Origin of the sequence: Ruficoccus amylovorans (genome assembly GCF_014230085.1) — a bacterium.
GTDB classification, from domain to species: Bacteria; Verrucomicrobiota; Verrucomicrobiia; order Opitutales; family Cerasicoccaceae; genus Ruficoccus; species Ruficoccus amylovorans.
Genome location: NZ_JACHVB010000035.1, coordinates 356246 through 379496, shown reverse-complemented (window position 1 = coordinate 379496; position 23251 = coordinate 356246). Strand labels below are relative to the sequence as shown.

At 59.7% G+C, this 23251-nt stretch carries 16 protein-coding genes and 1 pseudogene; 6 read left to right on the top strand and 11 right to left on the bottom strand.

The window, feature by feature from the left end; genetic code table 11:
* Nucleotides 1-306: 306 nt before the first annotated feature.
* The 7 genes and pseudogenes from H5P28_RS20135 to H5P28_RS13200 form a co-directional block, all read right to left on the bottom strand.
* Nucleotides 307-1581, bottom strand: a pseudogene (locus tag H5P28_RS20135) (sodium:solute symporter family transporter); the annotation flags it as partial.
* Between the two features lie 214 nt (nucleotides 1582-1795).
* Nucleotides 1796-3604, bottom strand: a complete 1809-nt coding sequence (locus H5P28_RS13225) for a right-handed parallel beta-helix repeat-containing protein (protein WP_185676180.1) — start codon at nucleotides 3602-3604, stop codon at nucleotides 1796-1798.
* Between the two features lie 317 nt (nucleotides 3605-3921).
* The gene (locus H5P28_RS13220; RefSeq protein WP_185676179.1) at nucleotides 3922-5364 is read right to left on the bottom strand and encodes a PEP-CTERM sorting domain-containing protein; all 1443 of its coding nucleotides are present in this window, start codon (nucleotides 5362-5364) and stop codon (nucleotides 3922-3924) included.
* A 604-nt stretch (nucleotides 5365-5968) separates the two neighbouring features.
* Nucleotides 5969-7303, bottom strand: a complete 1335-nt coding sequence (locus H5P28_RS13215) for a hypothetical protein (protein ID WP_185676178.1) — start codon at nucleotides 7301-7303, stop codon at nucleotides 5969-5971.
* Nucleotides 7304-7529: 226 nt separating this feature from the next.
* On the bottom strand, nucleotides 7530-8462 hold the full coding sequence (locus tag H5P28_RS13210) for a helix-turn-helix domain-containing protein (RefSeq protein ID WP_185676177.1): 933 nt from the start codon (nucleotides 8460-8462) through the stop codon (nucleotides 7530-7532).
* A gap of 219 nt (nucleotides 8463-8681) precedes the next feature.
* Complete coding sequence (locus H5P28_RS13205; RefSeq protein WP_185676176.1) at nucleotides 8682-10202, bottom strand: sulfatase family protein; 1521 nt, start codon at nucleotides 10200-10202, stop codon at nucleotides 8682-8684.
* Between the two features lie 49 nt (nucleotides 10203-10251).
* Nucleotides 10252-11385 carry an exo-alpha-sialidase gene (locus H5P28_RS13200; RefSeq protein WP_185676175.1) on the bottom strand — a complete coding sequence of 378 codons (1134 nt, stop codon included), beginning with the start codon at nucleotides 11383-11385 and terminating at the stop codon, nucleotides 10252-10254.
* A gap of 419 nt (nucleotides 11386-11804) precedes the next feature.
* Between H5P28_RS13200 and H5P28_RS13195 the strand changes: the two genes are divergently transcribed.
* On the top strand, nucleotides 11805-14123 hold the full coding sequence (locus H5P28_RS13195; RefSeq protein WP_185676174.1) for a glycoside hydrolase family 65 protein: 2319 nt from the start codon (nucleotides 11805-11807) through the stop codon (nucleotides 14121-14123).
* Between the two features lie 4 nt (nucleotides 14124-14127).
* Nucleotides 14128-14802, top strand: coding sequence for a beta-phosphoglucomutase (pgmB, locus tag H5P28_RS13190; protein WP_185676173.1), 675 nt, complete (start codon nucleotides 14128-14130; stop codon nucleotides 14800-14802).
* 231 nt (nucleotides 14803-15033) lie between these two features.
* Here the strand turns inward: pgmB and trpB are convergent, their stop codons facing one another.
* Nucleotides 15034-16236, bottom strand: coding sequence for a tryptophan synthase subunit beta (gene trpB / locus H5P28_RS13185; protein ID WP_185676172.1), 1203 nt, complete (start codon nucleotides 16234-16236; stop codon nucleotides 15034-15036).
* A gap of 222 nt (nucleotides 16237-16458) precedes the next feature.
* On the opposite strand from trpB, the gene H5P28_RS13180 reads away from it, so the two are divergent.
* The gene (locus tag H5P28_RS13180; protein ID WP_185676171.1) at nucleotides 16459-17718 is read left to right on the top strand and encodes a DUF2254 domain-containing protein; all 1260 of its coding nucleotides are present in this window, start codon (nucleotides 16459-16461) and stop codon (nucleotides 17716-17718) included.
* A gap of 156 nt (nucleotides 17719-17874) precedes the next feature.
* On the opposite strand, the gene H5P28_RS13175 is transcribed toward H5P28_RS13180, so the two are convergent.
* Complete coding sequence (locus H5P28_RS13175; protein WP_185676170.1) at nucleotides 17875-18876, bottom strand: potassium channel beta subunit family protein; 1002 nt, start codon at nucleotides 18874-18876, stop codon at nucleotides 17875-17877.
* 98 nt (nucleotides 18877-18974) lie between these two features.
* Between H5P28_RS13175 and H5P28_RS13170 the strand changes: the two genes are divergently transcribed.
* The 3 genes from H5P28_RS13170 (at nucleotide 18975) to H5P28_RS13160 (ending at nucleotide 21929) form a co-directional block, all read left to right on the top strand.
* Complete coding sequence (locus H5P28_RS13170; RefSeq protein WP_185676169.1) at nucleotides 18975-19403, top strand: GNAT family N-acetyltransferase; 429 nt, start codon at nucleotides 18975-18977, stop codon at nucleotides 19401-19403.
* 118 nt (nucleotides 19404-19521) lie between these two features.
* On the top strand, nucleotides 19522-21042 hold the full coding sequence (locus H5P28_RS13165; protein WP_185676168.1) for a sulfatase: 1521 nt from the start codon (nucleotides 19522-19524) through the stop codon (nucleotides 21040-21042).
* A 113-nt stretch (nucleotides 21043-21155) separates the two neighbouring features.
* Nucleotides 21156-21929: a superoxide dismutase gene (locus tag H5P28_RS13160; RefSeq protein WP_221773423.1), complete on the top strand. Its 774-nt coding sequence runs from the start codon at nucleotides 21156-21158 to the stop codon at nucleotides 21927-21929.
* A gap of 318 nt (nucleotides 21930-22247) precedes the next feature.
* Here H5P28_RS13160 and H5P28_RS13155 read toward each other — a convergent pair whose 3' ends face one another.
* Nucleotides 22248-22787 carry a DNA-3-methyladenine glycosylase gene (locus H5P28_RS13155; RefSeq protein ID WP_185676167.1) on the bottom strand — a complete coding sequence of 180 codons (540 nt, stop codon included), beginning with the start codon at nucleotides 22785-22787 and terminating at the stop codon, nucleotides 22248-22250.
* 5 nt (nucleotides 22788-22792) lie between these two features.
* Complete coding sequence (dtd, locus tag H5P28_RS13150; protein ID WP_185676166.1) at nucleotides 22793-23248, bottom strand: D-aminoacyl-tRNA deacylase; 456 nt, start codon at nucleotides 23246-23248, stop codon at nucleotides 22793-22795.
* Nucleotides 23249-23251 lie beyond the last annotated feature (3 nt).

Sequence of the window (23251 nt, the reverse complement as noted above, 5' to 3'; positions counted from 1 at the left end):
GATCCACTTGTCCCCGAGGGTGAAATTCCCGTCGAAGCCGATGATACGGCCCCAGTTCAGCCTGCGCCTTGGCGGAACCGGGTCCGCATCACCAACCTTGTCCTTGACCGCAGCGTATTTGCCCCGGTGGAGCATGCGGTCGAGGTTGTAGTCTTCGCGGCACGTGATAAGCGACACGGTGATGTACACCAGAATCGCGATCAGCGCCGTGAAAAACCCAATCTGAATCCCGTTCAGCGGGAAATCGTCCTTGAGAATCTGCCGCAGCAGGATCCCGCTCAGCGACAGGGTCGAGCCCGTGATCAACGCGGACCAGGCGCCCGCCGTGGTGCCTTTTTTCCAGTAAAGCCCGCCGATCACGGCAGCCCCGGCCCCTCCGACAAAGACCGCCGTCGTCACCTGCCACCACATCATGATGTACTCAGTTTGTCTAAAAAGTGAGCCGAACAGAAACGCGAACACGGCCACCCCGGTGATCGACAGCCGCAGCACGCGAATATGCTGTTTCATCCCGAAGGGACGCTTGCGCAGCGGCACGAGCACGTCCTGCACGAAAATGCTCCCCCAGGAATGCAAGTGCGTGGAGTCACCCCCGAAGATCCCCATCAGAAACACCGCGCACAGCGCACCCTTGATCCCGAGCGGGAGCAGGTACGAGAGCGCCACCGGGATCTGCATCTGCGAGCGCACCTGCGGGTCCGCAATCTGATCGATAGCATGAATGGCCGGAGCCGCCTGTGTGGCGAAATCGGCGTTGTTGAGGAAGGTCAACCCGCACACGGCCAACAGCGTCACGACCGAGGCCTTCCCGTACTCGCGCCAGCGGCTGAGCACGCCCGACATCCGCGACTCGTGGGGCGTCAACGCCGCCGCATTATACGAGCTGGCGTTCTGCCAGGCCATCGTGCCGTACACGCCGAGCAGGATTGTCATCAACACGTACCAGACGTTGAAGTCCTTGACCGAAGAGGCGTCGAAGGGATTCAGCATCGAGTGCCCGGCCTCGCGGCTGGCGAGCACCGTGCTGATTTCATCCCATGAAAACAGCAGCAGCAGCGCCGCGATAATCACGATATAGAAAAGCTGCGAAAGCATTCCCTCCAGACAATCCGTCACCATGACGGTGATCAGGCCGCCGGAAATCGTCAGCAGCAGCGTGATCGACAGGAAGAAGCCCATCAGCGGAATGTACGTCGGCAGCGCCATGAACCCCAGATCCAGCTCGGGCGGCAGCCCCAGGAAGTACACAAAAAAACGTGCCCCGACCGAGGGGATGATCCCGAAGTTGAGCACCCCGGCGACAAACCCCATGACCCCAGTGCAAACACGGAACGACTTGCTGTAGCGCAATTCGAAAAACTGAGCCAGCGTCATCGCCCGCGTCTCACGGAAGCGGTAGATGACAAAGCCGGAGATCGCCACCACCAGCATGGCCGGGACCTGAATCCACTGCCACCAGGTGATGGTGAACCCTGCCTGCCCAATCATCTCGAAGACTGCGACAAAGACGACCGCCCCGGCCTGCATCTCGCCCTTGGAAACCGTCAGCAAATAACGCCCGGCCACACGCCCGCCGGACATAAAGTCCGCCACGCTGCGCATGTAGCGCCGGGTAAAGATCCCGAAGCCCGCGACGAGGGCGATCGAAAGCAACATGATTGACCAGTCAATGATATGCATGATGGGCGTCGCTTTCGTTACTCTCTGTCACGGACTCCGGCCGTCGTTGCTGATGGTTCTCTCATTACCTCGTGTGCTGTTGCTGTATTTTCAGCTTATAAAAACATCGCTCCGGTTACTGCGGCATGAGCCCCGCCGGGATTTCCGTGTTGTTCTCAACCAGGGCAGTGGACTTCGGGTTGCTGGAGTCGACGGTGATGATACCATCGGTGGTGTTCTTCAGCACGAGGATGGAAGCCCCGGCCACATTCGAACGGATCTGACCGGAAATCGCGTCAATCCAGCCGTAAATCGCGTTATCTTCCACCAGCCCGAAGAACGGCCCGTTTGCCTCGATGGAGATCGCGGGCATGTCGCCGGTGACAGCGCCCTCCTCAGCCTCGGCGTTGGGATCGTCATCGGTGAAAAGGAAGTACGGCACCTTGCTGGCCTCGGAGGAGGCGAGCTGCTCGTCCGTGGGCATAATCGGAGCCTCCTGGCGGAAGATATTGCCCTTGACGATGACCATATCCGAGCCGCGCGGCATGATATTCACGCTGAGCGGATCATACTCCAGGCGGGAGACGAACTCGTTATCCATCACCGTGACCTTACCGGGGCCGAACTTGTTGACGCGCCCGTTGATGAACTTGTTGCCGCTCACCGTCACGTCGCGTCCGGCCTGGATGGAGATATCCGTCGTGCGGGTGGAGAGCTCGTTGGAGAAGAGATTACCGGTAATCATGACCGTGCCGGAGCCGTACATATCGCCCTCGTTGGAGGGGCCGTGGTGCAGGCGCACGAACGGCCCGAGGTACTTCGCGGGGCTGTCCCACCAGCTCCACTCCTCTTCCCACGGCTCATGGCGGACCATAATCAGGTTGCCGGTGATGAGCAGCTTTTCGCCCCAGTACATCGAGACGATACCACCCGCCGTTGAGTTGATCGAAATGTTGTTCGAGAAGACCAGGTTCTCGCCCCCTTCGCTGCCATAGGCGTAGTCCGAGATGAAGCGGGCGATATTGCTGTCAATCACGACCTGGCGGCCCTTGTTTCCCCAGGCCAGCGTGTTGCCATACTCGGCGTAGTTGTTCTGCACGAGCACGTCAAAGGCACCCGAGGTGTGGGGGTTGTAACCGGACTCGCCGGGCTTGACCTCGCGCTTGGCCACGGTCGAGGAACCGCGGGGCAGATAGGGCTTGCGCGACGGGTCAGGAGAACCGCCAAACCAGCAGACCTGGTACTTCACGTCGCGGGACCAGTTATCGTGGTGGCGAAGGTTTTCCGAACCTTCCAGAAACTTCGTCATGTAGTTGCCGCTGACCATATGGTTGCCGCGGGCAGTGACGTTAGCCGAAGACGTCGCATGCAGCATCGCGTGCAAACGGAAACCTTTGGAATTCTCGAGCACCACATCGCGGCAGTTGACCACCCAGAGCAGCACCTGGGAGTTGTAGTAGCCGTTGTGGTTGTACTTCTTGGCCGGGTCGGAACCGTCGCGGTTGAGCAGGCGGCCGCGGCGCTTGCGCTCCTTCAGAGGCACGAGACCACGCTCGTCCGTATTGCCAACGTCCGCCTCGGAGACCACCAGGTTCGACACGCCGTCGGCGTAAACCAGATTCCAGACAGCAGTCTCGTTCACATCCTTGCCCCCATCGGCAAAATCGTAATGAAGCCCCCGGAATTGCACGTCATTACCGGTCACGACGAAGAGGTTTTTATCCTTCACCTTGTCCGCTACAGGCTGCACGACCGCCTCGGGGTCGAAGATCAGCGTACGGTTGGCAGGGACTTCTACTGTGCCCGTCCGGTAAGTTCCGGCTGGGAAAAATAGCATGCCCGGTCCCTCGTTCAGGACGCGCTGGAGGTTTTCGGTGTTGTCGGTCGCATCCCCTGGTTTGACCCCGAGCGTCGAGATATCGACTTGGGCGGAAGCAACCGGCATCAGACCGGCGAACAAAAGCGCCCGGCCTATCAAAGTAAAAGTAGATCTCCTGTTTTTCATATAAGTATGGTTAAGGGTACGCATGGAACGGCTGGCGCAAGATGGACCGAAAGCCCGCCGCCGACACGCCGTTGCACCTGTTGGTAGTCAGGGCTGGTTCGTCGGGAAATGTGTGGATCCGCAAACGGGACAACACCCTTCCCCCTCCTCGGCAAACGAGTATGCAAACTCGTCTCTTTGGAGATATTAAAAAAACGTTATTCCTAAGGGTGATTTAGCATCGCCAGACGGTTAAATCTGGCGATGCCAGGAAAAAACTAACGACGCTTGCGGCGGAACAGATAAGCCACCGCGAGCACGGCCAGTCCGGCCAGAGCGGCCGTCGAGGCCGGCTCGGGAATCACCATCAGGCCGGAAATAGTGGCGTCACCGTTAAACCCGCTAAGGTCCCAGGTGTAGTAGGCCGTCTCGCCGGGAGCCGCGATGGAAACCAGCACATTGTAGCCACCTTCACTCGTGGTGGAGGCTACGATTCCGTTCTGGTCGAGGTAATTCACGAGATCGGCAATCGTCAGTCCCGTGCCGGCGTCGGCGTTGAGATAGATGCTCACCGTCGATCCCGTGCTTAGGCCGGTCAGTTCGACGTAGCCCTTACCGGTGGCGGCGAAAGCGGCGGAACCGCCGGCAGCGACCGTCCCCTGGAGAGCGGCGGCATTAAGGCTCAACTGCAAGGCCTCACGCCCACCACCGACGCTGACGACTTCGACGTTCCACAGCTCGCTGTCGGGCAGCGTGGAAAAGCCATTGGTGATGCCACCCTCAGCGGTTTCGATCAGCGAGAAGGTGTTACCCGAAGTCAGAACCATGCCGCCCATGAGATCGGTCTCCAGCGTCCCGGCAAGCGTCACGGCACCGCCGTTAGTGAGGTTGATCTTGCTCACCCCGCCATTGTCGAGGGTGTAGCGCAGGGTGGACGAGCTTTGCGTATTCTGCTTCAGCACCATGTTACCTCCCACGGAGATCGTGGACTTTGAACCGATAACGTGTCCAGTGGACTCAATCCGTCCATTGCCTGTACCTTCATCCAGGCCCTGATTCCAGTTCCCGGTGACCGCGAGGGTGCCGCCACTGACTTCATAGGTCGCATCGTTTACATTAACAGCCCCACCGCCATAGCGGCGTGACCCGATATCCAGGCTGCCCAGTGTCACGTCACCGCCTTGCTGAATGAAGGAAGTCGTGGTACTGCCACCGGAACTATTGCCGATACCAAGACTACCACTGACATCCAGTAACCCATCATAGACGGTGTAGGTGGCATCGCCACCATTGGCTGAACCTGTACCACCGAGGTACAAGGAGTTGTTGATATCAACAGAACCGCCATTTTGGATGATGGCCACCGTCGCCCCAGAAGTCAGCCCCGCAGCAAACGCCCCGGCGCCCCCATTGGTGAGCGAGGCTCCACTGTTAATGGTGAGCTGGGTGGTTCCGGCGACAGTTCCCAGACGCGCAAACCGGGTAGACCCGGTCCCGTCCAATACAACCTCACCGGTAGGGATGATAGTATCAAGAGCCGATGTTGGCAGTCCCCCATCCCAATTGCCTGCATTTGTCCAATCATCGTCAACCGCTCCTGTCCAAGAGGTTGAAGCGGCAAAGAGGCCGGGGGTGAGGCTGACTCCCGCCAGTATGGCGGCGAAGAGTCCGAAACGGCTACGCAGAGCCGGGCGAGAGAAGTTAGCTGTGGATGGACGCATGATCACGATTCCTTTCGGTGTATTGGAGTTTGAGGATAAGCAATAGAGCCCGCTCAATAGCGGTTTTCACGGTCCGACACGACTCGCGTCACTTCCGTAATACCATTAACCATAAGGGGCATCTCTGGGTTATGTTTAGGGGTAATATAGCTCTCACACCATCAAGCTTACAACCGGAAATGTTTGCAGGAATATGTCCGTATCATATCCGATTTGGTAAGCCTTCGTGGACTATGAGAAACTTTTGGCGTATGAGACAGTCCGATGGCAGCCGGTAGGCCCGGAACGGGCATCGACGACGCTTCTCGGACGCAAAATTAAATAGACGACGCTGAAGACCAGACGCAGGGTTACCAGTGCTGGCTGACAAATATCCCATTTGATTCCTGGCTCTTCCGGGAGCTGCCATGTCACGCCTCCGGCGACGCGCATCCAGCTCGTCGAGATCCACATTCGCCCTGCCAGTGGGCTCTGTGATAGCGTTTTTCATTTCAGGCTCCTTTCGTTCGGTATAATGGGGCAATTATTGTCTTATAGCAACCGGATCATGTATCTATAATTAAAAACCCGTAAGGCATGACTTCCAATTTAACGGACGTTAGTTCTAAAGACTCACTCCAACAACAGATATTCCTATATCGGATACATCCCATACCAGATAAAGCGTTTCACCATCGGCAGTCCCGCGAATGACAACCGTCCCGCCCGCGCCCGCTTCGGCCGTGATGCCCGGACGGGTAATGGACTTGGCCCAGTCGGCAGCATTGGCCGAGCCGTCGGCGGCGACCGTCAGCGTCACCTCATAGGCGGCACCCGCGGTTAAATTCCCAAGGACGGCATAGCCGGATTTGCTGGGGGCAAAAGTCGCGGGCTGTGACGAAGTGACTTCGGCTACTCGCGCCTTTTCAGCCAATGAAAGGCGAAGCTCACTGCGATCCCGACCGACCGTTGGCGTGCTCAGGCTCCACAGTTCCGCCGAAGGAAGCGTGGTAAAACTACCGCCCAACTTGCCTGTTCCGGCCTGCAGCAGCCCAAGCTCGGAGCTAGAAAGTACTGCGACTCCACCCGGAAGGTTGATTTCCAGTGCTCCGCCGAGCGAAACATCGCCTTTGGTCGCCACACGGATAAGTCCGGGTTTTGAATCGGTCAAAACATACCGGAGCGTGGGGTGACTTTTCTTGTGATCGTAAAAGTTCAGGCTGCCACGCACGAAAACATCCACCGCACCGCTGTGGACACTCAGCACCGGGCTGGCCTCGCCGCTGCCATTCGTCCCTTCGGTGCCGAGGCTGAGCGCACCGTTTACCTGAAGCTTGCCACCATAAATCGCGTACTCCGCCTGGTTGACCGGGGATTCCTTCATTCCGAGGTAGCGCTCGCCTCCGATGCTCAGGCCACCCAGTTCGGCTTCGCCGCCACGCTGCTCAAAGAGCGATTCGGACGAGCCGGTCCTGTTCCCCCCAAGCACGAGGTCTCCGCGATAGACTTTCAGGCTCCCATCCTTGAGCGTGTAGGTAGCCTTGGAACTTCCGCTGGCCTGAAAACCACCGACATAGAAAGTATTACCGATAACAACGCTGCCGCCGTTTTGCGTGACCACTCCGGTGCTCCCATCCGCTGCACCGAGTCGGGAGGCTCCTGCTGAGCCCACCTGAAGCGTACTGCCCTCCTCGACGACCAGGCTTGCGCTCTTGCCCGCCTCACACCCGATCAGGAACAGCCGTGCGGTCGCGTAGGTATTGAGCTGCACTTTCCCGGCAGGGATGTTCACATTCTTGGCCGCCGACGGGATGCCGTCGCTCCACTGGGCCTCCTGCCCCCAATTACCGTCTGATCCGTCCCAGACGGTGGTGGAGATGGCCAGCGCGCTAACCGGCATCAGCAGGCTCAGGGCCGAGGCGTGAAAAAAGGTTTTTCTCAAGGGGTTGATAGGCTTCATACTGAAGTGGGATTTGGCCACAAACCGCTGGGGTTTTCGTGGGGGGTTAAAACGCGGGGCTTTCTCTACTAGCCGTTTCCTGTAATGACTAAAAACGTTCATCACATCCATCTTTCGGTCAAATTTAAACCCTTACAGGATAAGGTGACTCTCGTGTCCGAAACGGTATAAAAAAATCGTCGCTCCGGGCTTGAATATCGACTCATCCACTCATCTATAACCATTATTATACCTCCGACCGGGCCCGGTACTCTTCCGGTGAAACTCCGGTGATTTGCTTAAAACGACGCGAGAAATACGGCTGACTGCCAAAGCCGCATTCGAAGGCGATTTCCTTAATCGAGGCGTTGCTCGTGATGAGCATGTGACAGGCCTGCTCAACCAGATTGCGGGAGCGAAACACCGTCGGTGTAACCCCGCACAGGCGTTTGAACTTTTTGCGGAAAGCCTGTTCACCGAGCCCGAAACGCTGCCCGAGCACGACCAGATCAAGCGGCTCCTCCGGAGAAAGTGAGATCAGAGCCGCCCGGGCCTTATCCGCCCATTCCACATTTTCGCTCAGTTTGGGAGAGCCCCAGGCCGTGCACATTTCGGCAATCAGGGCAACCAGTCGCCCACTGTCGCTGAGCGCGGGCTCGGCCCCGACTTTGGCCAGCGGCAGGACCACCTCGTGGAAACGCTTCAGCCAATAACCCACGTCCCTGGATTCGCTGGCCAGGCCGCGCACCGGATGGTCCGGATCCAGCAGCCCGGTGCCCATCCACGCGTCGAAAAGCAGGCCGGAAAAACCGATGTGAATTTCGTTCCAGGTCTGCTCCGGCAGAGGACGATAGGCATGCCTTTTCCCTGGAAAGAGACAGATGACGTCACCGGCACGCACACGGATCGGCTGCTCGTTCAAATCATCGCTGTACTCGCCCTCCCCTTCGTACACATAGGTCAGTCCATAGGTCGTAATTGTCCTGCGCTTCTCTTCCTGTCCGTGGAACATCATGCCCCAGTTTCGTTCGATCTGGAGACTACGCCCGATCCATCCCGGAAATAGCGGATGAAATGATTCCATGATGAGCCAATAATCACGGGTCTGCTCAGGCTCCAAACCGGTCTGCCGTGTAAACTTCCCGCCATGCAGGCGGCTGAAACTTTCCAGCGGAGACATGACCAGATTATACCAAATAAGAGATGTATCCGCAAGTGACAGGACTCATTTTAATCAAAAGAGGTACGGGCAAGACCATTCGGCTGCGACTTAAGATGGCCCTTCCAATCGTCGAAACCGCTTGCCACACCCGCGATTCACCACAACCGGATAAGACACTAACGGCCTGACCTGCCACAAGCATACCCGTGAAATTTTCCTTAAACGTAAACCCTCCGTTCAATGCGCAACCGCGCAAGCAGGGTGTTCCCGATACCAGGCCAATAGGCGCAACCGGAGGGCCTCCCGCTTCGACTCGTGGGCGGATTCTCCCCAGAGGTTGTCACACTCACCGGGATCATTGTACAGGTCGAAGAGCTGGCCGTCGAAGCCCTGCTCCGGCTTCCCCTCGGGGAAGTAGAGATTGAGCTTGTAGCGTCCGTCGAAAATCATCGCTCCGTAGATAGGCGGATCAAAATAGCTTCCCGTGTCGCAGATACCCGTCCCATGATAAACACAGATACAGGCCTCGCGAACGGGGTCGCCGGGCGCTCCGAGCAGATCGAAAGAGTCGGGCATGTTTCCTCGCAGCCATTGGGGGTCTACCCCGGCGGCATGCAGGAGTGTCGCGGTCAGGTCATGCAATTGAACCGGCGCCACACTGACTGTCTCGGGCCGAATACGCTGCGGCCAGCGCAGAATCAGCGGCACACGCACGGACGGGTCGTAGAAGTAGGCACCCTTGGCCAACAGGCTGTGGTCGCCGAGCATGTCCCCGTGATCGCTGCAAAAGACAACCAGCGTATTTTCCTTCAAGCCCTCGTCGTCAAGCGCGTCAAGCACACGGCCGACTTCGGCGTCGAGAAGCGCGATCGACGCCAGGTAATCAACACGGTCACGGCGGATAGCTTCATCCGTATAAAAGCTCTCCACCGGCGCGCGTTCGGGAGGCTCGGTGGTGCCTTTTTTCCCGCCCCAGGCTGGGCCCTTCGTGGTGCCCGCCAGCATGTAGCCGTGCTCATGCTCGCGCCGGACAGCCTCGGGTAAAGCTGAGATTTCAACTTTATCCGTAATCGCCGGCGGTATTTTCTCCGCATCCACTTTTTCCCTGAACTCGCCCGGATAGTCGCGGTAGGGATTATGCGGATCGAAGACGCTCATTTTACAAAAAAACGGACGCTCTTTGTCGCGGTTGCGCAGATAGTCAATCGTCCGCCCGGCGGCCCAATGCGTCATGTGACACTCGCGGGGCACATCCTGGACCTGGCGTCCGTTCGCCAGTAATTCGCGGTAAAACGCCGGGTGCTCACGCTCCAGCCAGCGTCCGTAAGCCTGCTCCGGATGATCCAGCAGGAGGCTCGGCTCGGGACACCATTCGTACACGTCAAAGCCATCGTTGGGCTTGCGGTTCTCAAGCTCGTGGCGGATCGCACTGACGTGGAGTTTCCCGAAAAGCGCGGTCTGGTAGCCCTGCTCCCGCAGGTAAACCGGAAATAACGGCGTCTGCGGCGGAAGCACGTCGTAGAGGCGCTCAACCGTATGCACCGGAACCGGTTGCCCGGTCATCAAACTGGCCCGCGAGGGCGTGCAGATCGGGTTCGAGCAGTAGCAACGGTCAAAGCGCATTCCCTCCCCGGCAAGCCGGTCGAGATTCGGTGTTTCGATGGCTTTGCAGCCGTAGCACGAGAGGCTGTCCCAACGCTGCTGGTCGGTCATGATCAGCAGGATGTTTGGCTGGGTCCGGTTCTGGTCGGGGGTCATGGGGCGTAATCCTGATTAAAGCGAAACAAAGATTCAGTCCGCGGCGTCCTCAAATCTCCATGCCCGCGCATAGGCGACGGAAATTTTTAAACTGATGGTAGGTGATCCGGTTGGAATCGTGAAAACGTACCGCGCCGCGCCAAGCCGTGCGCACAAGCGCGATAATATCGTCCCCGTCGAACTGCCAGTCCGCGTATTGAAAACCGGTCAGGCGCAAGGAATCCTCCTGGCTCAGGCCGGATTCGTCTACGATCATGGGCTTGAGGATCTTCCACTCCCGCAGGTCGCGTGAGGCCGCAAGCGAAAGCACGTTACGCTGGCTGGCCTTACCGGGGACGGTGTTGTTATTGCCAAGGGTGAAGTAAAGTCCGCTCACCGGATCGCGCCGGATGGTGAACTTATGGGTGCCGCCGGGCAGGCGAATGATGTCCCTGTCGTAATCGAAGCTCAGTTCCCGGCCGTCAGCGGAGACCTTGACCATGGCGGCGTAATCCGAATGCGGCTCCGTGCTCATGCGCAGGATATTCCAGAGCTGCCCGTCGGGACCGGCGACCATGTTACCTTCGAGGAAGCCGGGACCGGTTTCGCCCCAATCCGAGGGAACGCGGGTGGGATCGAAGGGCACCTTGTTGCTCATCGTCCAACTTGAAGCCTTGAGCAGGTCGGAGCCAACCTCAGCGGAAATGACAAAGGCCTGAAAACCGGAGGGCCAGAGCGCCGTCACATTATCTTCGTAAGCGCGGTAAATCCGCCCCTCGTGGACAAGTACCGGCGTCGGCGCACAGTGGTAGTTCGGTGGCTCCGCCGCCTTGCCTCCCTGGAAAAGCAGGCCACGGTCGGCGTCGAGCGGGAAGGTCCAGGAGAAGCCACCATCGTCACTGCGACGGATGACAATCGAGCCGTAGCGACGGTCACACCCGAGCATGTAGAGGGCTCCCTCATAGAGAAATAACGAACTCCAGAAAGCGCCGATCAGTTGCGAGCAATTCTGCCAACTCGCCCCGTCATCTTCCGAACGATAGACGCTGCACATGCGCATCAGGCCATCATCGAAGCCATCGCTCTCGGCGTAGAAATAATCGTGCGAGGCGACCAGCGAGCCATCTTCGAGACGGACAACAGACGGGCTGCCAAGGAACGTCTTGCTGCGTTCAGGCATGTATTTGACTTCTGTATAAAGCATGACGGGATGGATGTTTCAGTGACGGTTCGGGGATTAAAGAGGTTTCCGGTTGTTATCCAAAATGTTTCTTTCCTGCGGACAGAACAACGAACCAGGTGGGGGCTGGAAAAAACCTTATAGCTACGAATTTATAACGGCCATACAGCGAGACGAAAGATTCAACAATGGTAGATAACGGTAGCTGTCCTATCCGATCCGGTAAGGGCATTATGTTTCCGGGGGCAGCAAACATGTCTCACTATATATACGTATTTGCGTAATTCGCAAACCGTTACCAAATCGTTCAGCCCATTTACCGGGGTGGATACCACTAGACACTTGTGAGCACGCTTTTAAACGGGCATGTTCTGGCTATACTCAACACTAGCCGCAACAGATTCACTTCCCCTTTATTCAGGTTCCATCCCATTCTCCTTTCCATGAGCGCCTCCCTTTCCTCTCCCAGTAATCCGTGGTCGGTCAGCGACGAAGCCTACAGCGCCAACGACGTTGAAAAGAACGGAAACAAGTTCCTCATCGGCAACGGCTACCTCGGCCTGCGCGGCACTCTGGAGGAGCACGGCCCCGCCGAACTGGCGGCTTGTACCATTTCCGGCCTCTACGACCGGGACGGTGACAAATGGCGCGAGCCAGTCAATGCCCCTGCCGCCTTCGGGGTCAAAGTCAGCGCGAATGGAGAAGCCTGCTCCACGCTCACGGCAAGTATTGTCAGCCACCGCCAGTGGCTCGAACTCGACAAGGCCGTCCACTACCGCCAGACACGTCTGCGCCTGAGCGGCGGTAACGAAATCACCCTCGCCTCGAGCCGTTTCCTCAGTCTGGAAAACAAACACCTGGGCGTGTTGCGTTTCAGCGTAAACACTCAGGAAGACTGCGAACTGCTTATCGAAACCGGCATCGACGGAGACATCTGGGACATCAACGGCCCGCACCTGAAAGACTTCCGTGCGGCCCAAATCGAGGGGATGCTCACCCTCGACGCCCAGACCGGCGAGCTTGCCATCCCTGTGACCACCGCTGCCGTCGTCCACGGGGAGAAGCTTCCCGCTCCAGAGTTCGCCGCGGGTCCACAATCGGTGTACCACCGTTACCGGCTGCAGGCCAGAGCAGGCGATACCTTCACTTTTACCAAATACATTGGGCTGCATACCGGTGCCGACACCGAAGCTCCCGCAGCCTCGGCGGCGGACACGGTCACAAACGCGGCCACCACCGGCTACGAAAGCCTGCTTGAGAGCCATGTCCGCTGTTGGGAAAAACGCTGGCGCAACAGCGACGTGCGCATAGAGGGGGACGAAGACGCCCAACTCGCCCTGCGCTACTCCATCTATCATCTGCTCATCGCCTGCCCGACCGACGACCGTGCCTCCATTCCCGCACGGGGCCTTTCCGGTCAGGTTTACAAGGGGGCGATCTTCTGGGACACGGAGATTTTCATGCTGCCGTTCTTCGACCACACGCAGCCCGAACTGGCCCGGCACCTCGTCAACTACCGCTACCACACACTCGACGGTGCCCGCCGTAAGGCCGCCGAATACGGCTTCCGCGGGGCCTACTACGCCTGGGAAAGCCAGGAAACCGGCGACGACGCTTGCACGCTTTTCAATATCACCGACGTACTCACCAACCGCCCGATGCGGACCTACTTCCGCGACAAGCAGGTGCACATCAGCGCGGATGTGGCGCTGGCCGTCTGGCGGCATGCCACCCTCACCGGCGATCTGGATGTACTGACGGACGGCGGAGCCGAGGTCATCCTCGAATGCGCCCGTTTCTTTTACTCCTACGCCTGGTACAAGCCGGAACGCGACCGCTACGAGATACTTGATGTGGACGGCCCCGACGAATACCACGAGCGCGTCAACAACAACGCCTTCACCAGTGTGATGGCAAGAGCTACGCTCGACATTGCGCTCAAAGCCGTAGAGTTGCTCGAACGCGAGCGTCCCGATTTTTGCGCGGCACTGATCGAGCGCCTCGGTTTCGCCGAAGACCTCCCCCGTCTCGCCGACATGCGCGACAAGCTCTTTATCCCAGCCCCCGACGCCCGGACCAGGGTCATCGAGCAGTTCAGCGATTACTTCAAGCTGGAAGACTCCACCCCCGCCGCGCTCAAGGAGCGCCTTCTCGATCCGAACGAATACTGGGGCGGGGCCAATGGCGTTGCCACCTCCACCCAGGTCATCAAGCAGGCCGACGTGGTGCTCATGCTGCACCTGTTTTCCGGGAGTTACGATGCCGCCACCAAAGCCGCCAACTGGGACTACTACGAACCGCGCACCGAGCACGGCTCCAGCCTCAGTCCCTGCGTCTATGCTCTCCTCGCCGCCGAACTCGGGCGCACCGAGTGGGCTTACAAATATTTCCTGAGGACGGCCACCATCGACCTCACCGGCAAATCCAAGCAGTTCGTTGGGCCGCTCTACATCGGAGGGACCCATCCCGCCGCCAACGGCGGAGCCTGGATGGCCGCCGTGCTCGGCTTCGGTGGGCTGCGCACCGGAGAGGGCGATGTCGTCTGCATCGCCCCCCGTCTGCCCTCGGCCTGGACGGGGCTGAGCTTCCGCTTCTGCCGACGGGGGCAGTGGTTCACGGTCTCCGTCACAACTGACGAGATCAGCGTCAGCGCCGACCCCGTGAACACGGCCCAACAGGATTTCAACCTCGACGGTACCCCACGCTCCTGCTCGCCGGGTGAAACCGTTAAAGCCGCCAGAAAAAACCTTCCCGAACGCTGAGCCGATGAACCATCTGCCCGACTTCATTTCACGCGCCCGCGGCGCGCTCTTCGATCTCGACGGCGTGATCGTGGACACCGCCAAATACCACTACCTGGCCTGGAAACGCCTGGCCAACGAACTGCGCTTCGACTTCACCGAAGCCGACAATGAGCGCCTCAAGGGCGTCAGTCGCATGCGCTCACTGGACATCCTGCTGGAGTTGGGCAAGTTCGATATCGGCGAGGCCCTGCGCGAACGCATGAGCATCCTCAAGGACAACTGGTATGTGGAGTACATCTCGCACATGACGCAGGACGAAATTCTGCCCGGTGCCCGGGAGTACATCCAGTCCTTGCGCGAGCAGGGGGTAAGAATCGCTCTCGGTTCGGCCAGCCGAAACGCACCGCTGATTCTGGACAAGCTCCATATCACTGACCTTTTCGACGCCGTCATCGACGGTAATAGCGTAACCAACGCCAAGCCCGACCCTGAAGTTTTTCTGCGAGGGGCCAAAAGTCTCGGCCTGCAACCCGGCGAATGCGTTGTCTATGAAGATGCCGAAGCGGGCGTCGAGGCCGCCCACCGAGCGGGGATGAAAGCTGTCGGCATCGGCACCTCCCAAACCCTGCCCGAGGCCGATTACATCATCAGCGGGCTGCACGAACTGGTCGGAAAATCTGTCTTGCAGGAAAGGTAAAACCTTTTTCCGAGTCACGTCTGCGCCACTCGGCCCCGCAGATCACCTGTGCGCCCTAAAAGTCGTTATCCAGCAGAGTGGTAGCACAGGACGATGGAGCCTTCTCCCCCGCAACAGAAAAGGTGGCAGCAAAAAGATAAAGCAGCCAGCCTTGGTACAACTGCGGGCTGCGTGAGCCCGCAGTTGTCATGCAGAAGCTTTGAAGAATCCAGTCTGCGCCCCAAGCGGCAGTTACTTGTCCTCGGGCAGTCCGTAGGTGTCCACGATGAAGTCGATGTCCTTGTCACCGCGTCCGCTGAGGTTGACCAGGATCGACTCGCGCGGTTTTTCCTGGGCCAGCTTGAAGGCGTAAGCCACGGCGTGCGAACTCTCCAGCGCCGGGATGATGCCCTCCATCCGGCTGAGCCGGTAAAAGGCGTCAATGGCTTCGTCGTCGTTGGCATCGACGTAGTTGACACGCCCCTGCTCGGCCAGCAGGCAGTGCTCCGGTCCCACACCGGGGTAGTCCAGGCCGCTCGCCACCGAGTAGACCGGGGCCGGTTCGCCCGCCTCGTCCTGGAGCATCTTGCACTTGAAGCCGTGGATGACACCGGTCTTGCCGAACTTCATCGAGCAGGCGTGGTCGCCCATCTTGTAGGAGCGGCCCGAGGGCTCGACCCCGTATATCTCGCACTCGTCGGCGAGGAAAGCGGAGAAAATGCCCATCGCGTTGCTGCCGCCGCCCACGCAGGCGACGACATTGTCCGGCAGCTCTCCGGTCATGTCGAGATACTGGGCGCGCGCCTCGATCCCGACCACGCGCTGGAAATCCCGCACCATCATCGGGAAGGGGTGCGGCCCTACGACCGAGCCGATGCAGTAAATCGTGTTGATGGGGTCTTTCAGGTAGGACAGGAAGGCCGAATCGACCGCCTCCTTGAGCGTTTTCAATCCGTGGGTGACGGGCACGACTTCCGCCCCGAGGATCTTCATGCGTACCACATTCGGGTGCTCCTTGGCGATGTCCACCTCGCCCATGTGGATCTCGCATTCGAGCCCGAAGTAGGCGGCCGCTGTGGCCAGCGCCACCCCATGCTGGCCGGCCCCGGTTTCAGCGATGAGGCGCTTCTTGCCCATGTACTTGGCCAGCAGGGCCTCGCCCATGCAGTGGTTGAGCTTGTGCGCGCCGGTGTGGTTGAGATCCTCGCGCTTGAGGTACAGCCGCGCCCCGATCTGCTCGGAAAGGCGGCGGCAATAATAGACCGGCGTCGGGCGCCCCTGGAAATGCGTGCGGATGCTGCGCAGTTCCGAGATAAACTCGTGCGATTTGCTGATCGTGTAGTACGCCTCGGTGATCTTATCCATCTCGGCCTGAAGCTCAGGCGGGATAAAGCTGCCGCCGAATTCGCCGAACAGACCGTCCTTGTCGGGGGTATTTTTAAAATAATTGGTCATCGCTAAGCAGGTGAAAATCAGCCCGCCCGGACGGCAATGCTGCCGGACCCGGCTGAGGTTGTCATTGAACCTTCGAGTATGTGGATATCAGCCCCGAAAATCAATACCCATCCCACCTGGTTCCCGCATTGTCTTTGTGCACCGTCAAGCGCTCCCCGGTGGAAGAAGCGTATGCGTGTTGCAGCGGAGGCAAAAACGCTTTTTTGTACCAGAACCCAAAAGATGCTCAGTACCCTGCAATTTATCCGAAACCGTCTGGCCGAAGCCCTCTGGGTGCGCCCCCTGCTCATGTGTATAGTCTCCGTGGTGGCGACCGTCATCGCCTACCTGCTGGGGCGCTGGGTGGACGACAGCCTCGTGCCCGACATCAGCCGCGAATCCCTTCAGATCCTGCTTGGCGTGCTCAGTTCCGGCATGCTCGCCATCGCGGTTTTTGCGGTCGGGGCCATGGTTTCGGCCTACTCCTCCGCCGGGCAGACCGCCACCCCGCGCGCATTCTCGCTCATCATCGCCGACGACGTTTCCCAGAACGCGCTCTCGACCTTTATCGGGGCTTTCCTGTTCTCGGTCATCGCCGTGCTCGCCCTGATGAACGGGTTCTACAGCGGCTCCGGACGCTTCTTTCTCCTGCTGCTGACGCTGACGGTCTTCTGGGTCGTGGTCATCACCTTTATCCGCTGGGTGGACCGCATCGCCCGTCTCGGGCGGCTCGGCATGACCCTGGAAAAAGTAGAAGCCGCAACCGTCCGCTCCATCGGTCGCTACCAGCGCTCCTGGCTCTGGCATGCCTGCGCCCAGGAGGACACCGACGGTGGCATCGAAATCCGGGGGGCCGACATCGGCTACCTTCAGCGGGTGGACTGGGCTTTTCTGCAAAAATGGGCCACTCAGGCGGACCTGAAAGTCCACGCCGAGGTGTTGCCCGGGGCGTTCATCACGCCGGACCGGGTGCTGGCCCGCATCGCGGGCAAGCCGCAAGCCCCCCTCGAAGAAGAGGAAATCAACCGCGTGCGCCGCGCCTTCCGTATCGGCGAGCAACGGCTCTTCGACGAGGACCCGCGCTTTGGCTTCATCGTTCTCTCGGAAATCGCCAGCCGCGCCCTCTCCCCCGCTGTCAACGACCCCGGCACCGCCATTCAGGTCACCGGGCAGCTCGTCCGCCTACTCCACCGCTGGAGTAACCCCCAAAACGAATCGGACGCCGAAACGGACAACCGCTACGACCGGGTGGATGCGCCCTGCATCCCCCTGGACGCGCTGTTTGACGACGCCTTTACCGGCATCGCCCGCGACGGCGCACCCATGCGCGAGGTGATGATCCGCCTGCAAAAAGCCTTCCGCGCCCTCGCTGCCGTGGACGAGGACTTAAAAGCCGTCTGCGAACGCCACGCCGAACAAGCCCTTAAACGCGCCAAGCTCGGCCTCGCCCTGGACGAAGACTACCAAAGCGTAGCCGATATCTGTAAACAGCCCAGCGCATAGGTCATGTTAGCCAAGTTCCTGGCATAAGTTTGGGGTGTAACTCAGTTTGGATACCCCTCAGGGGTCGGGGCAGCGCCCCTCAATGTCCAGTGCGCTCACGCACTTGGGGGGCGCGCAGCCCCCAATATTTATAGGAAGAATTTTGGTAGCGGACCCCTAGAAAAGCGGTTCGGGCTCGGGCCGGGTTCCGGCGACGGCGTCGATCCGCGCCATAACCTCGTCGGTGAGCAGTGCCACGTCGTTCATCGCCTTGAGGTTTTCCTCCAACTGGTAAACTTTGGATGCGCCCATGATGGCGGTGCTGACATTCGGGTTTTTCAGGCACCAGGCCAGGCCCAGCCGGGGAAGTGTCGTTCCGAGTTCGCCAGCCAGGTTGCCCAGTTCGGCCACGATTTTGCACTTCTGCTCAAACTCTTCCCCCTCGAAACGCTCCTTCAGCCACTCCATCCCCTGCATGGAGATACGGGTGTCGCCGGGGTCGCCTTCGAGGTACTTGCCCGAGAGCAGTCCGGAGGCCAAGGGCGACCACACAGTGGTGCCCAGACCGGGGTCTTCGTAGAGCCGGCTGTACTCGACCTCCACCCGGGCGCGATGAAAGAGGTTATACTGCGGCTGTTCCACCACGGGCGCGTAGAGTCCGTACTCCCGGGCGGCAGCGTGCGCCAGCGCAATATCGCGGGCGGTCCACTCGGAGGTGCCCCAATAAAGCACCTTGCCCTGACGGATGAGGTCGGTCATCGCGGCCACCGTCTCGGCGATGGGGGTTTCCCGGTCGGGTCGGTGGCAGAAATACAGGTCCAGGTAATCCACGCGCAAGCGCTTGAGCGCGGCATGGCAAACCTCGGTCACATGCTTGCGGGAGAGTCCGCGGGTGGTCGGGTGGGTGTTCGAGGTTGTCGGCCCCCAATAGACCTTACTGGAGACACAGAAGCTGTCGCGGGCAAAACCCAGGTCGGCCAGGGCCTTGCCCATGACCCGCTCAGCCTGCCCGGCGGCGTAGACCTCGGCATTGTCGAAAAATGTCACCCCACCATCGTAGGCGGTTTTGATCAGAGCCTTGGCTGTCTCATCGTCAATCTGCTGCCCGAAAGTAACCCAGGCGCCATAGGAGAGCGCGCTCACTTTCAACCCTGTCTTTCCCAATCGGCGGTATTCCATGCGTAAACTTTAGCAAATAGCGGTTAGCCTAACCAGCATGAAAAAAGGCTCTACGAACTAAAGTAGTCACCCATTGCTCCGATTAAGGACTAGACCCCATGAAAGATGTTCATCTACAGCTCGCATGCTGGGAGCAGGACTACCTGCACATTGAGGCGATCCGTTTCATCGTCTACATGGAGGAAAAGAAAAATCCGACCGCGCTGGAAACGGATCGTGAAGACCGTTACTGTCGGCACGCCTTGGCCAAAGACCCCGAAGGGCGCTATGTCGGCACAGGACGACTGGAGTGCGACGGCAAGCTCAGCCGCATCGTCGTACTGCCCGAATACCGCGGGCACCGCCTCGGCGATGATATTCTGATCTATCTGTCCCAAGTCGCCCGGCAGTTGGGCCTGAAGTCTGTCTATGTCCACGCCGAAGAGCGCCACTTGCCCTTCCTCATCCGCCAGGGATACCGCAAGCAAGGTTCGCTCACCCCCGCCTTTGGAATCGCCCGCTACAAGATGGAACTCCCCTTGGATTAAACGGCGTAGGCAAGAAACCTTCGCGCGGTGCAAGCTACGCCTCAAAATACATATGTATGGATTTTAGGGTACGCTTTTGGAATTGGAGAAGCGAAAAGCCGGGATCAGACTGGGGGACATGAAAGTGATCTACGTCATGTTCGACTCGCTCAACCGGCATATGCTGCCCCCCTACGGCGGCTCCATCGTGGCTCCGAACTTCGAACGCCTCGCACGCCAGAGCGTGACCTTCGACACGTCGTACGTTTGCAGCATGCCCTGCATGCCCGCCCGGCGCGACCTGCACACCGGCCGTCCGAACTTCCTGCACCGAGGCTGGGGACCGCTCGAACCCTGCGACGACTCCATGCCCCGGATACTCAAGGAGGCTGGCGTCTACACCCACCTCATCAGCGACCACGGCCACTACTGGGAAGAAGGCGGTACCAACTACCACACCAAGTACAACACCTGGGAGTGCATCCGCGGGCAGGAAGGGGATCCGTGGATTCCTCAAGTGCGCTCCCCCGACCCCATCGAGGCCCACGCCCTGCGCAACTGCTCGATGAAACTCCCAGCCGACGACAACTCTCAAATGGTACGCCAGGACGCCATCAACCGCCAGGTCATGCCCGACCCCCATCTCCAGCCCATGTCGCAGGTTTTCACGCAGGCGAGGGAGTTTCTGGACCGCAACCGCGACGAGGACAACTGGTTCCTCCAAATCGAGACCTTCGACCCACACGAACCCTTTTTCTCGCACCGCCGCTACAAGGATCTCTACCGCGAGCACTACGGGAAGTACAAGGGCCGCGACATCGACTGGCCCCCGTACCGCCGGGTCGAGGAGAGCCCCGAGGAGGTCGAGCACATGCGCTACCAGTACGCCGCTCTCGTCTCCATGTGCGACGAAAAGCTCGGCGACGTGCTCGACTACATGGACGCGCACCAGATGTGGGATGACACCATGCTCATCGTCGGAACCGACCACGGATTCCTCCTCGGCGAACACGACTGCTGGGCCAAATGCTGGATGCCCTTTTATGAAGAAGTGGCCCGCACGCCGTTCTTCGTCTGGGACCCGCGCTGCCGTAAACGCGGCGAACGCCGCCAGTCCCTTGTCCAGCCCGCCATCGACATCGCCCCGACCGTGCTGAACTTTTTCGACCTCTGTCCCACCCCGCGCATGAGCGGCCACAACCTCGCCGCCACCATCGCCACGGACAAGCCGGTCCGCGAAACCGCCGTCTTCGGGATGTTCGGGGCGCACGTCAACATCACCGACGGCCGCCACGTTTACATGCGTGGCAATCCCCCGGACGCAGAAAACGCCCCTCTCAACGCCTACACCCTCATGCCCGCGCACATGCGAGCCGCCTTTTCCACCGAAGTTTTCCAGCAGCCCTTCGAGCCGGTCAGTTTCGGATTCACCCAGGGCTGCCACCTGATGAAATTGCCCTCTGGCGGCGGTATGCCCGGCAACGAACGGATCTCGCGCACCTTCGGGACTCTCCTTTTCGACCTGGAGGCCGACCCACAGCAACAATCGCCACTGACAGACGAAGCCGTCGAAAACCGTCTCCTGGCCGAACTCGACCGTCACCTGCACGCCCTCGACGCCCCCGCCGAACAGTGGGAACGTCTCGGCATGAGCCGTTAGCAGAGTCTCAGCAGTTTATCTAACGCGTATCAATAAATACGGCACCCACAAAAAGCCCCGGCAAAAATCACCCGTCCGTTTGACTTGACCTCGCACCTTCTCTACGCTGCGGGATGGAAACGACACCTGACAGCACTCCCCCCGTCAATCTGAACCGCCGCGCCTTTGTCGGTGCCGCAGGCCTCGCCGGACTGGGGCTTCTCGGTGCCAGCCGCGCCCAGGCCGCCCCTGCCACCTCTTCTTCCACCACCAATTCGCTCCTCTACACTGTGCCCATGAACAGTGCGGGCGAGTACGAACTCCCCCCGCTCCCCTATGCCTACGACGCGCTGGAGCCGGCCATCGACGCCGAGACCATGCGCCTGCACCACGACATCCACTTCAACGGCTACAAGAACGGGCTCAACAAGGCGCTCGCCCAACTCAAGCAGTTCCGCTCCGCCGGAGACTACCCGGAGATTTCCTACTGGGAGAACGAGCTGGCCTTCAACGGCGCGGGCTACAACCTGCACACCGTTTTTTTCGCAAACATGGCCCCGGAAGGGACAACCAAGCCCTCCTCCACCCTGAGCAAGACCCTCGACACGCACTTCGGTGGCCTCGACGCCTTCAAGGGGCAATTCTCCGCCGCCGCCGCCAAGGTCCAGGGCAGCGGCTGGGCCATCCTCGGCTACCAGCCCTTCGGCGGCAAGCTCGTCGTCCTCCAGGCCGAGAAGCACCAGAATCTGACCCAGTGGGGCGTCATCCCGATCCTCGCGCTCGATGTCTGGGAGCACGCCTATTACCTCAAGTATCAGAACCGCCGCGGCGACTACATCAAGAACTGGTGGAACGTCGTCAACTGGGATAACGTCGCCCAGCGCACCGAGGCAGCCATGACGGCCTGAGCTTTTAATCGTAGCAGAACCTTTTAACAGGAAGGCCGGAAAGTGTGGTGAAACACGCTTTCCGGTTTTTTCTTGTCCATCCCCCGCGCCCTTATGGACAAGGGTTGAGGGTTCTTATTTCAGGCCCTGAAAATGAAAAAATGCTCACACGGCGGCACAGAGGCACGGAGAGAGTACCGGCTCTCTCCTGAGTTGAAGATTACTGCTCTTGCGAAGGAACGAAGTTCCGGCTCAAAAGTTTTTTAGGGAGAGCGCGAGAGGGTTTTTTTTTCAAAAAACCCCCTCTCGCATAACCCCCAAAACTACTTAGGACCGGTATTACTTGGGGCGCACGAGGTAGCGCAGCGGCTGGTTCACCCAGTATTCCCCCGCATAGTTGATGCCGATGCGGGGCGTGCGCTCGACTTGTGTATCCAAAATTTCGATACCGACATCCTCCACCCAAAGGCCGCTGGTCCGGCGGACGGGCAGCGCGTTCTGCTCGCGCCCGATGCCGAGCTGCTTCGTCACGCGACCGGGACCGGAAATCTCCTCCACTCCCCGCACAAGCACCGCCGCCGGGTAGTCCTTCGCGCCGGTGACGATGTTCAGCATCCAGTGCATGCCATAGCACAAGTACACGTAAAAGACACCGCCGGGCTCGAACATCACGGCCGTGCGCGGCGTCTTACCCTTGCTCGCGTGGCAGGCCTTATCGTGCGGGCCGACGTAGGCCTCCAGCTCCGTCAGCAGGCAACGCCGTACCCCGCCGCCGGGCAACGCCCGGCACAGCGCCTTCCCCAACAACTCGCGGGTCACGGTTTCGGCCTCGCGCCGGTAAAAAGCAACCGGCAGCACTTTTCCTTTCGGGATGGACATCTGGGTTAAAAATCTTTCTGGCGGGTATCGAGAATGAGCGTGACGGGGCCGTTGTTGACGGCGTGGATCGTCATGTCGGCGGCGAAACGGCCCGAGGGCACGGGCTTTTCCAACAACCGCGAGGCCTCCGAGATAAACGCCTCGTACAGCGGGATGGCCAGCTCCGGCGGGGCCGAACGGTTGAACGACGGGCGCGTGCCCTTTTTCAGGTTCCCAAAGAGCGTGAACTGGCTGATGACAAGCACGCCGCCGCCGGTTTCGGTCAAGGCGCGGTTCATCCGGCCCTCCCCGTCCTCGAAGACACGCAGTTTGCAGACCTTCGACGCGAGCCAGGCCACATCCTCCATCGTATCGCCCTCCCCCACGCCGAGAAAGACAAGCAGGCCCGGCCCGATTTCACCCACCGTTTCCCCCGCGACGCTGACCGAGGCCGCGTCCACTCGCTGAATGACGGCACGCATGTT

Bases quoted from the DNA above. Each gene is read 5' to 3' on its own strand.
- H5P28_RS13225 (WP_185676180.1), bottom strand. From the start codon at position 3,604: ATGCCGGTTGCTTCCGCCCAAGTCGATATCTCGACGCTCGGGGTCAAA.
- H5P28_RS13220 (WP_185676179.1), bottom strand. From the start codon at position 5,364: ATGCGTCCATCCACAGCTAACTTCTCTCGCCCGGCTCTGCGTAGCCGT.
- H5P28_RS13215 (WP_185676178.1), bottom strand. From the start codon at position 7,303: ATGAAGCCTATCAACCCCTTGAGAAAAACCTTTTTTCACGCCTCGGCC.
- H5P28_RS13210 (WP_185676177.1), bottom strand. From the start codon at position 8,462: ATGTCTCCGCTGGAAAGTTTCAGCCGCCTGCATGGCGGGAAGTTTACA.
- H5P28_RS13205 (WP_185676176.1), bottom strand. From the start codon at position 10,202: ATGACCCCCGACCAGAACCGGACCCAGCCAAACATCCTGCTGATCATG.
- H5P28_RS13200 (WP_185676175.1), bottom strand. From the start codon at position 11,385: ATGCTTTATACAGAAGTCAAATACATGCCTGAACGCAGCAAGACGTTC.
- H5P28_RS13195 (WP_185676174.1), top strand. From the start codon at position 11,805: ATGAGCGCCTCCCTTTCCTCTCCCAGTAATCCGTGGTCGGTCAGCGAC.
- pgmB (WP_185676173.1), top strand. From the start codon at position 14,128: ATGAACCATCTGCCCGACTTCATTTCACGCGCCCGCGGCGCGCTCTTC.
- trpB (WP_185676172.1), bottom strand. From the start codon at position 16,236: ATGACCAATTATTTTAAAAATACCCCCGACAAGGACGGTCTGTTCGGC.
- H5P28_RS13180 (WP_185676171.1), top strand. From the start codon at position 16,459: ATGCTCAGTACCCTGCAATTTATCCGAAACCGTCTGGCCGAAGCCCTC.
- H5P28_RS13175 (WP_185676170.1), bottom strand. From the start codon at position 18,876: ATGGAATACCGCCGATTGGGAAAGACAGGGTTGAAAGTGAGCGCGCTC.
- H5P28_RS13170 (WP_185676169.1), top strand. From the start codon at position 18,975: ATGAAAGATGTTCATCTACAGCTCGCATGCTGGGAGCAGGACTACCTG.
- H5P28_RS13165 (WP_185676168.1), top strand. From the start codon at position 19,522: ATGAAAGTGATCTACGTCATGTTCGACTCGCTCAACCGGCATATGCTG.
- H5P28_RS13160 (WP_221773423.1), top strand. From the start codon at position 21,156: ATGGAAACGACACCTGACAGCACTCCCCCCGTCAATCTGAACCGCCGC.
- H5P28_RS13155 (WP_185676167.1), bottom strand. From the start codon at position 22,787: ATGTCCATCCCGAAAGGAAAAGTGCTGCCGGTTGCTTTTTACCGGCGC.
- dtd (WP_185676166.1), bottom strand. From the start codon at position 23,248: ATGCGTGCCGTCATTCAGCGAGTGGACGCGGCCTCGGTCAGCGTCGCG.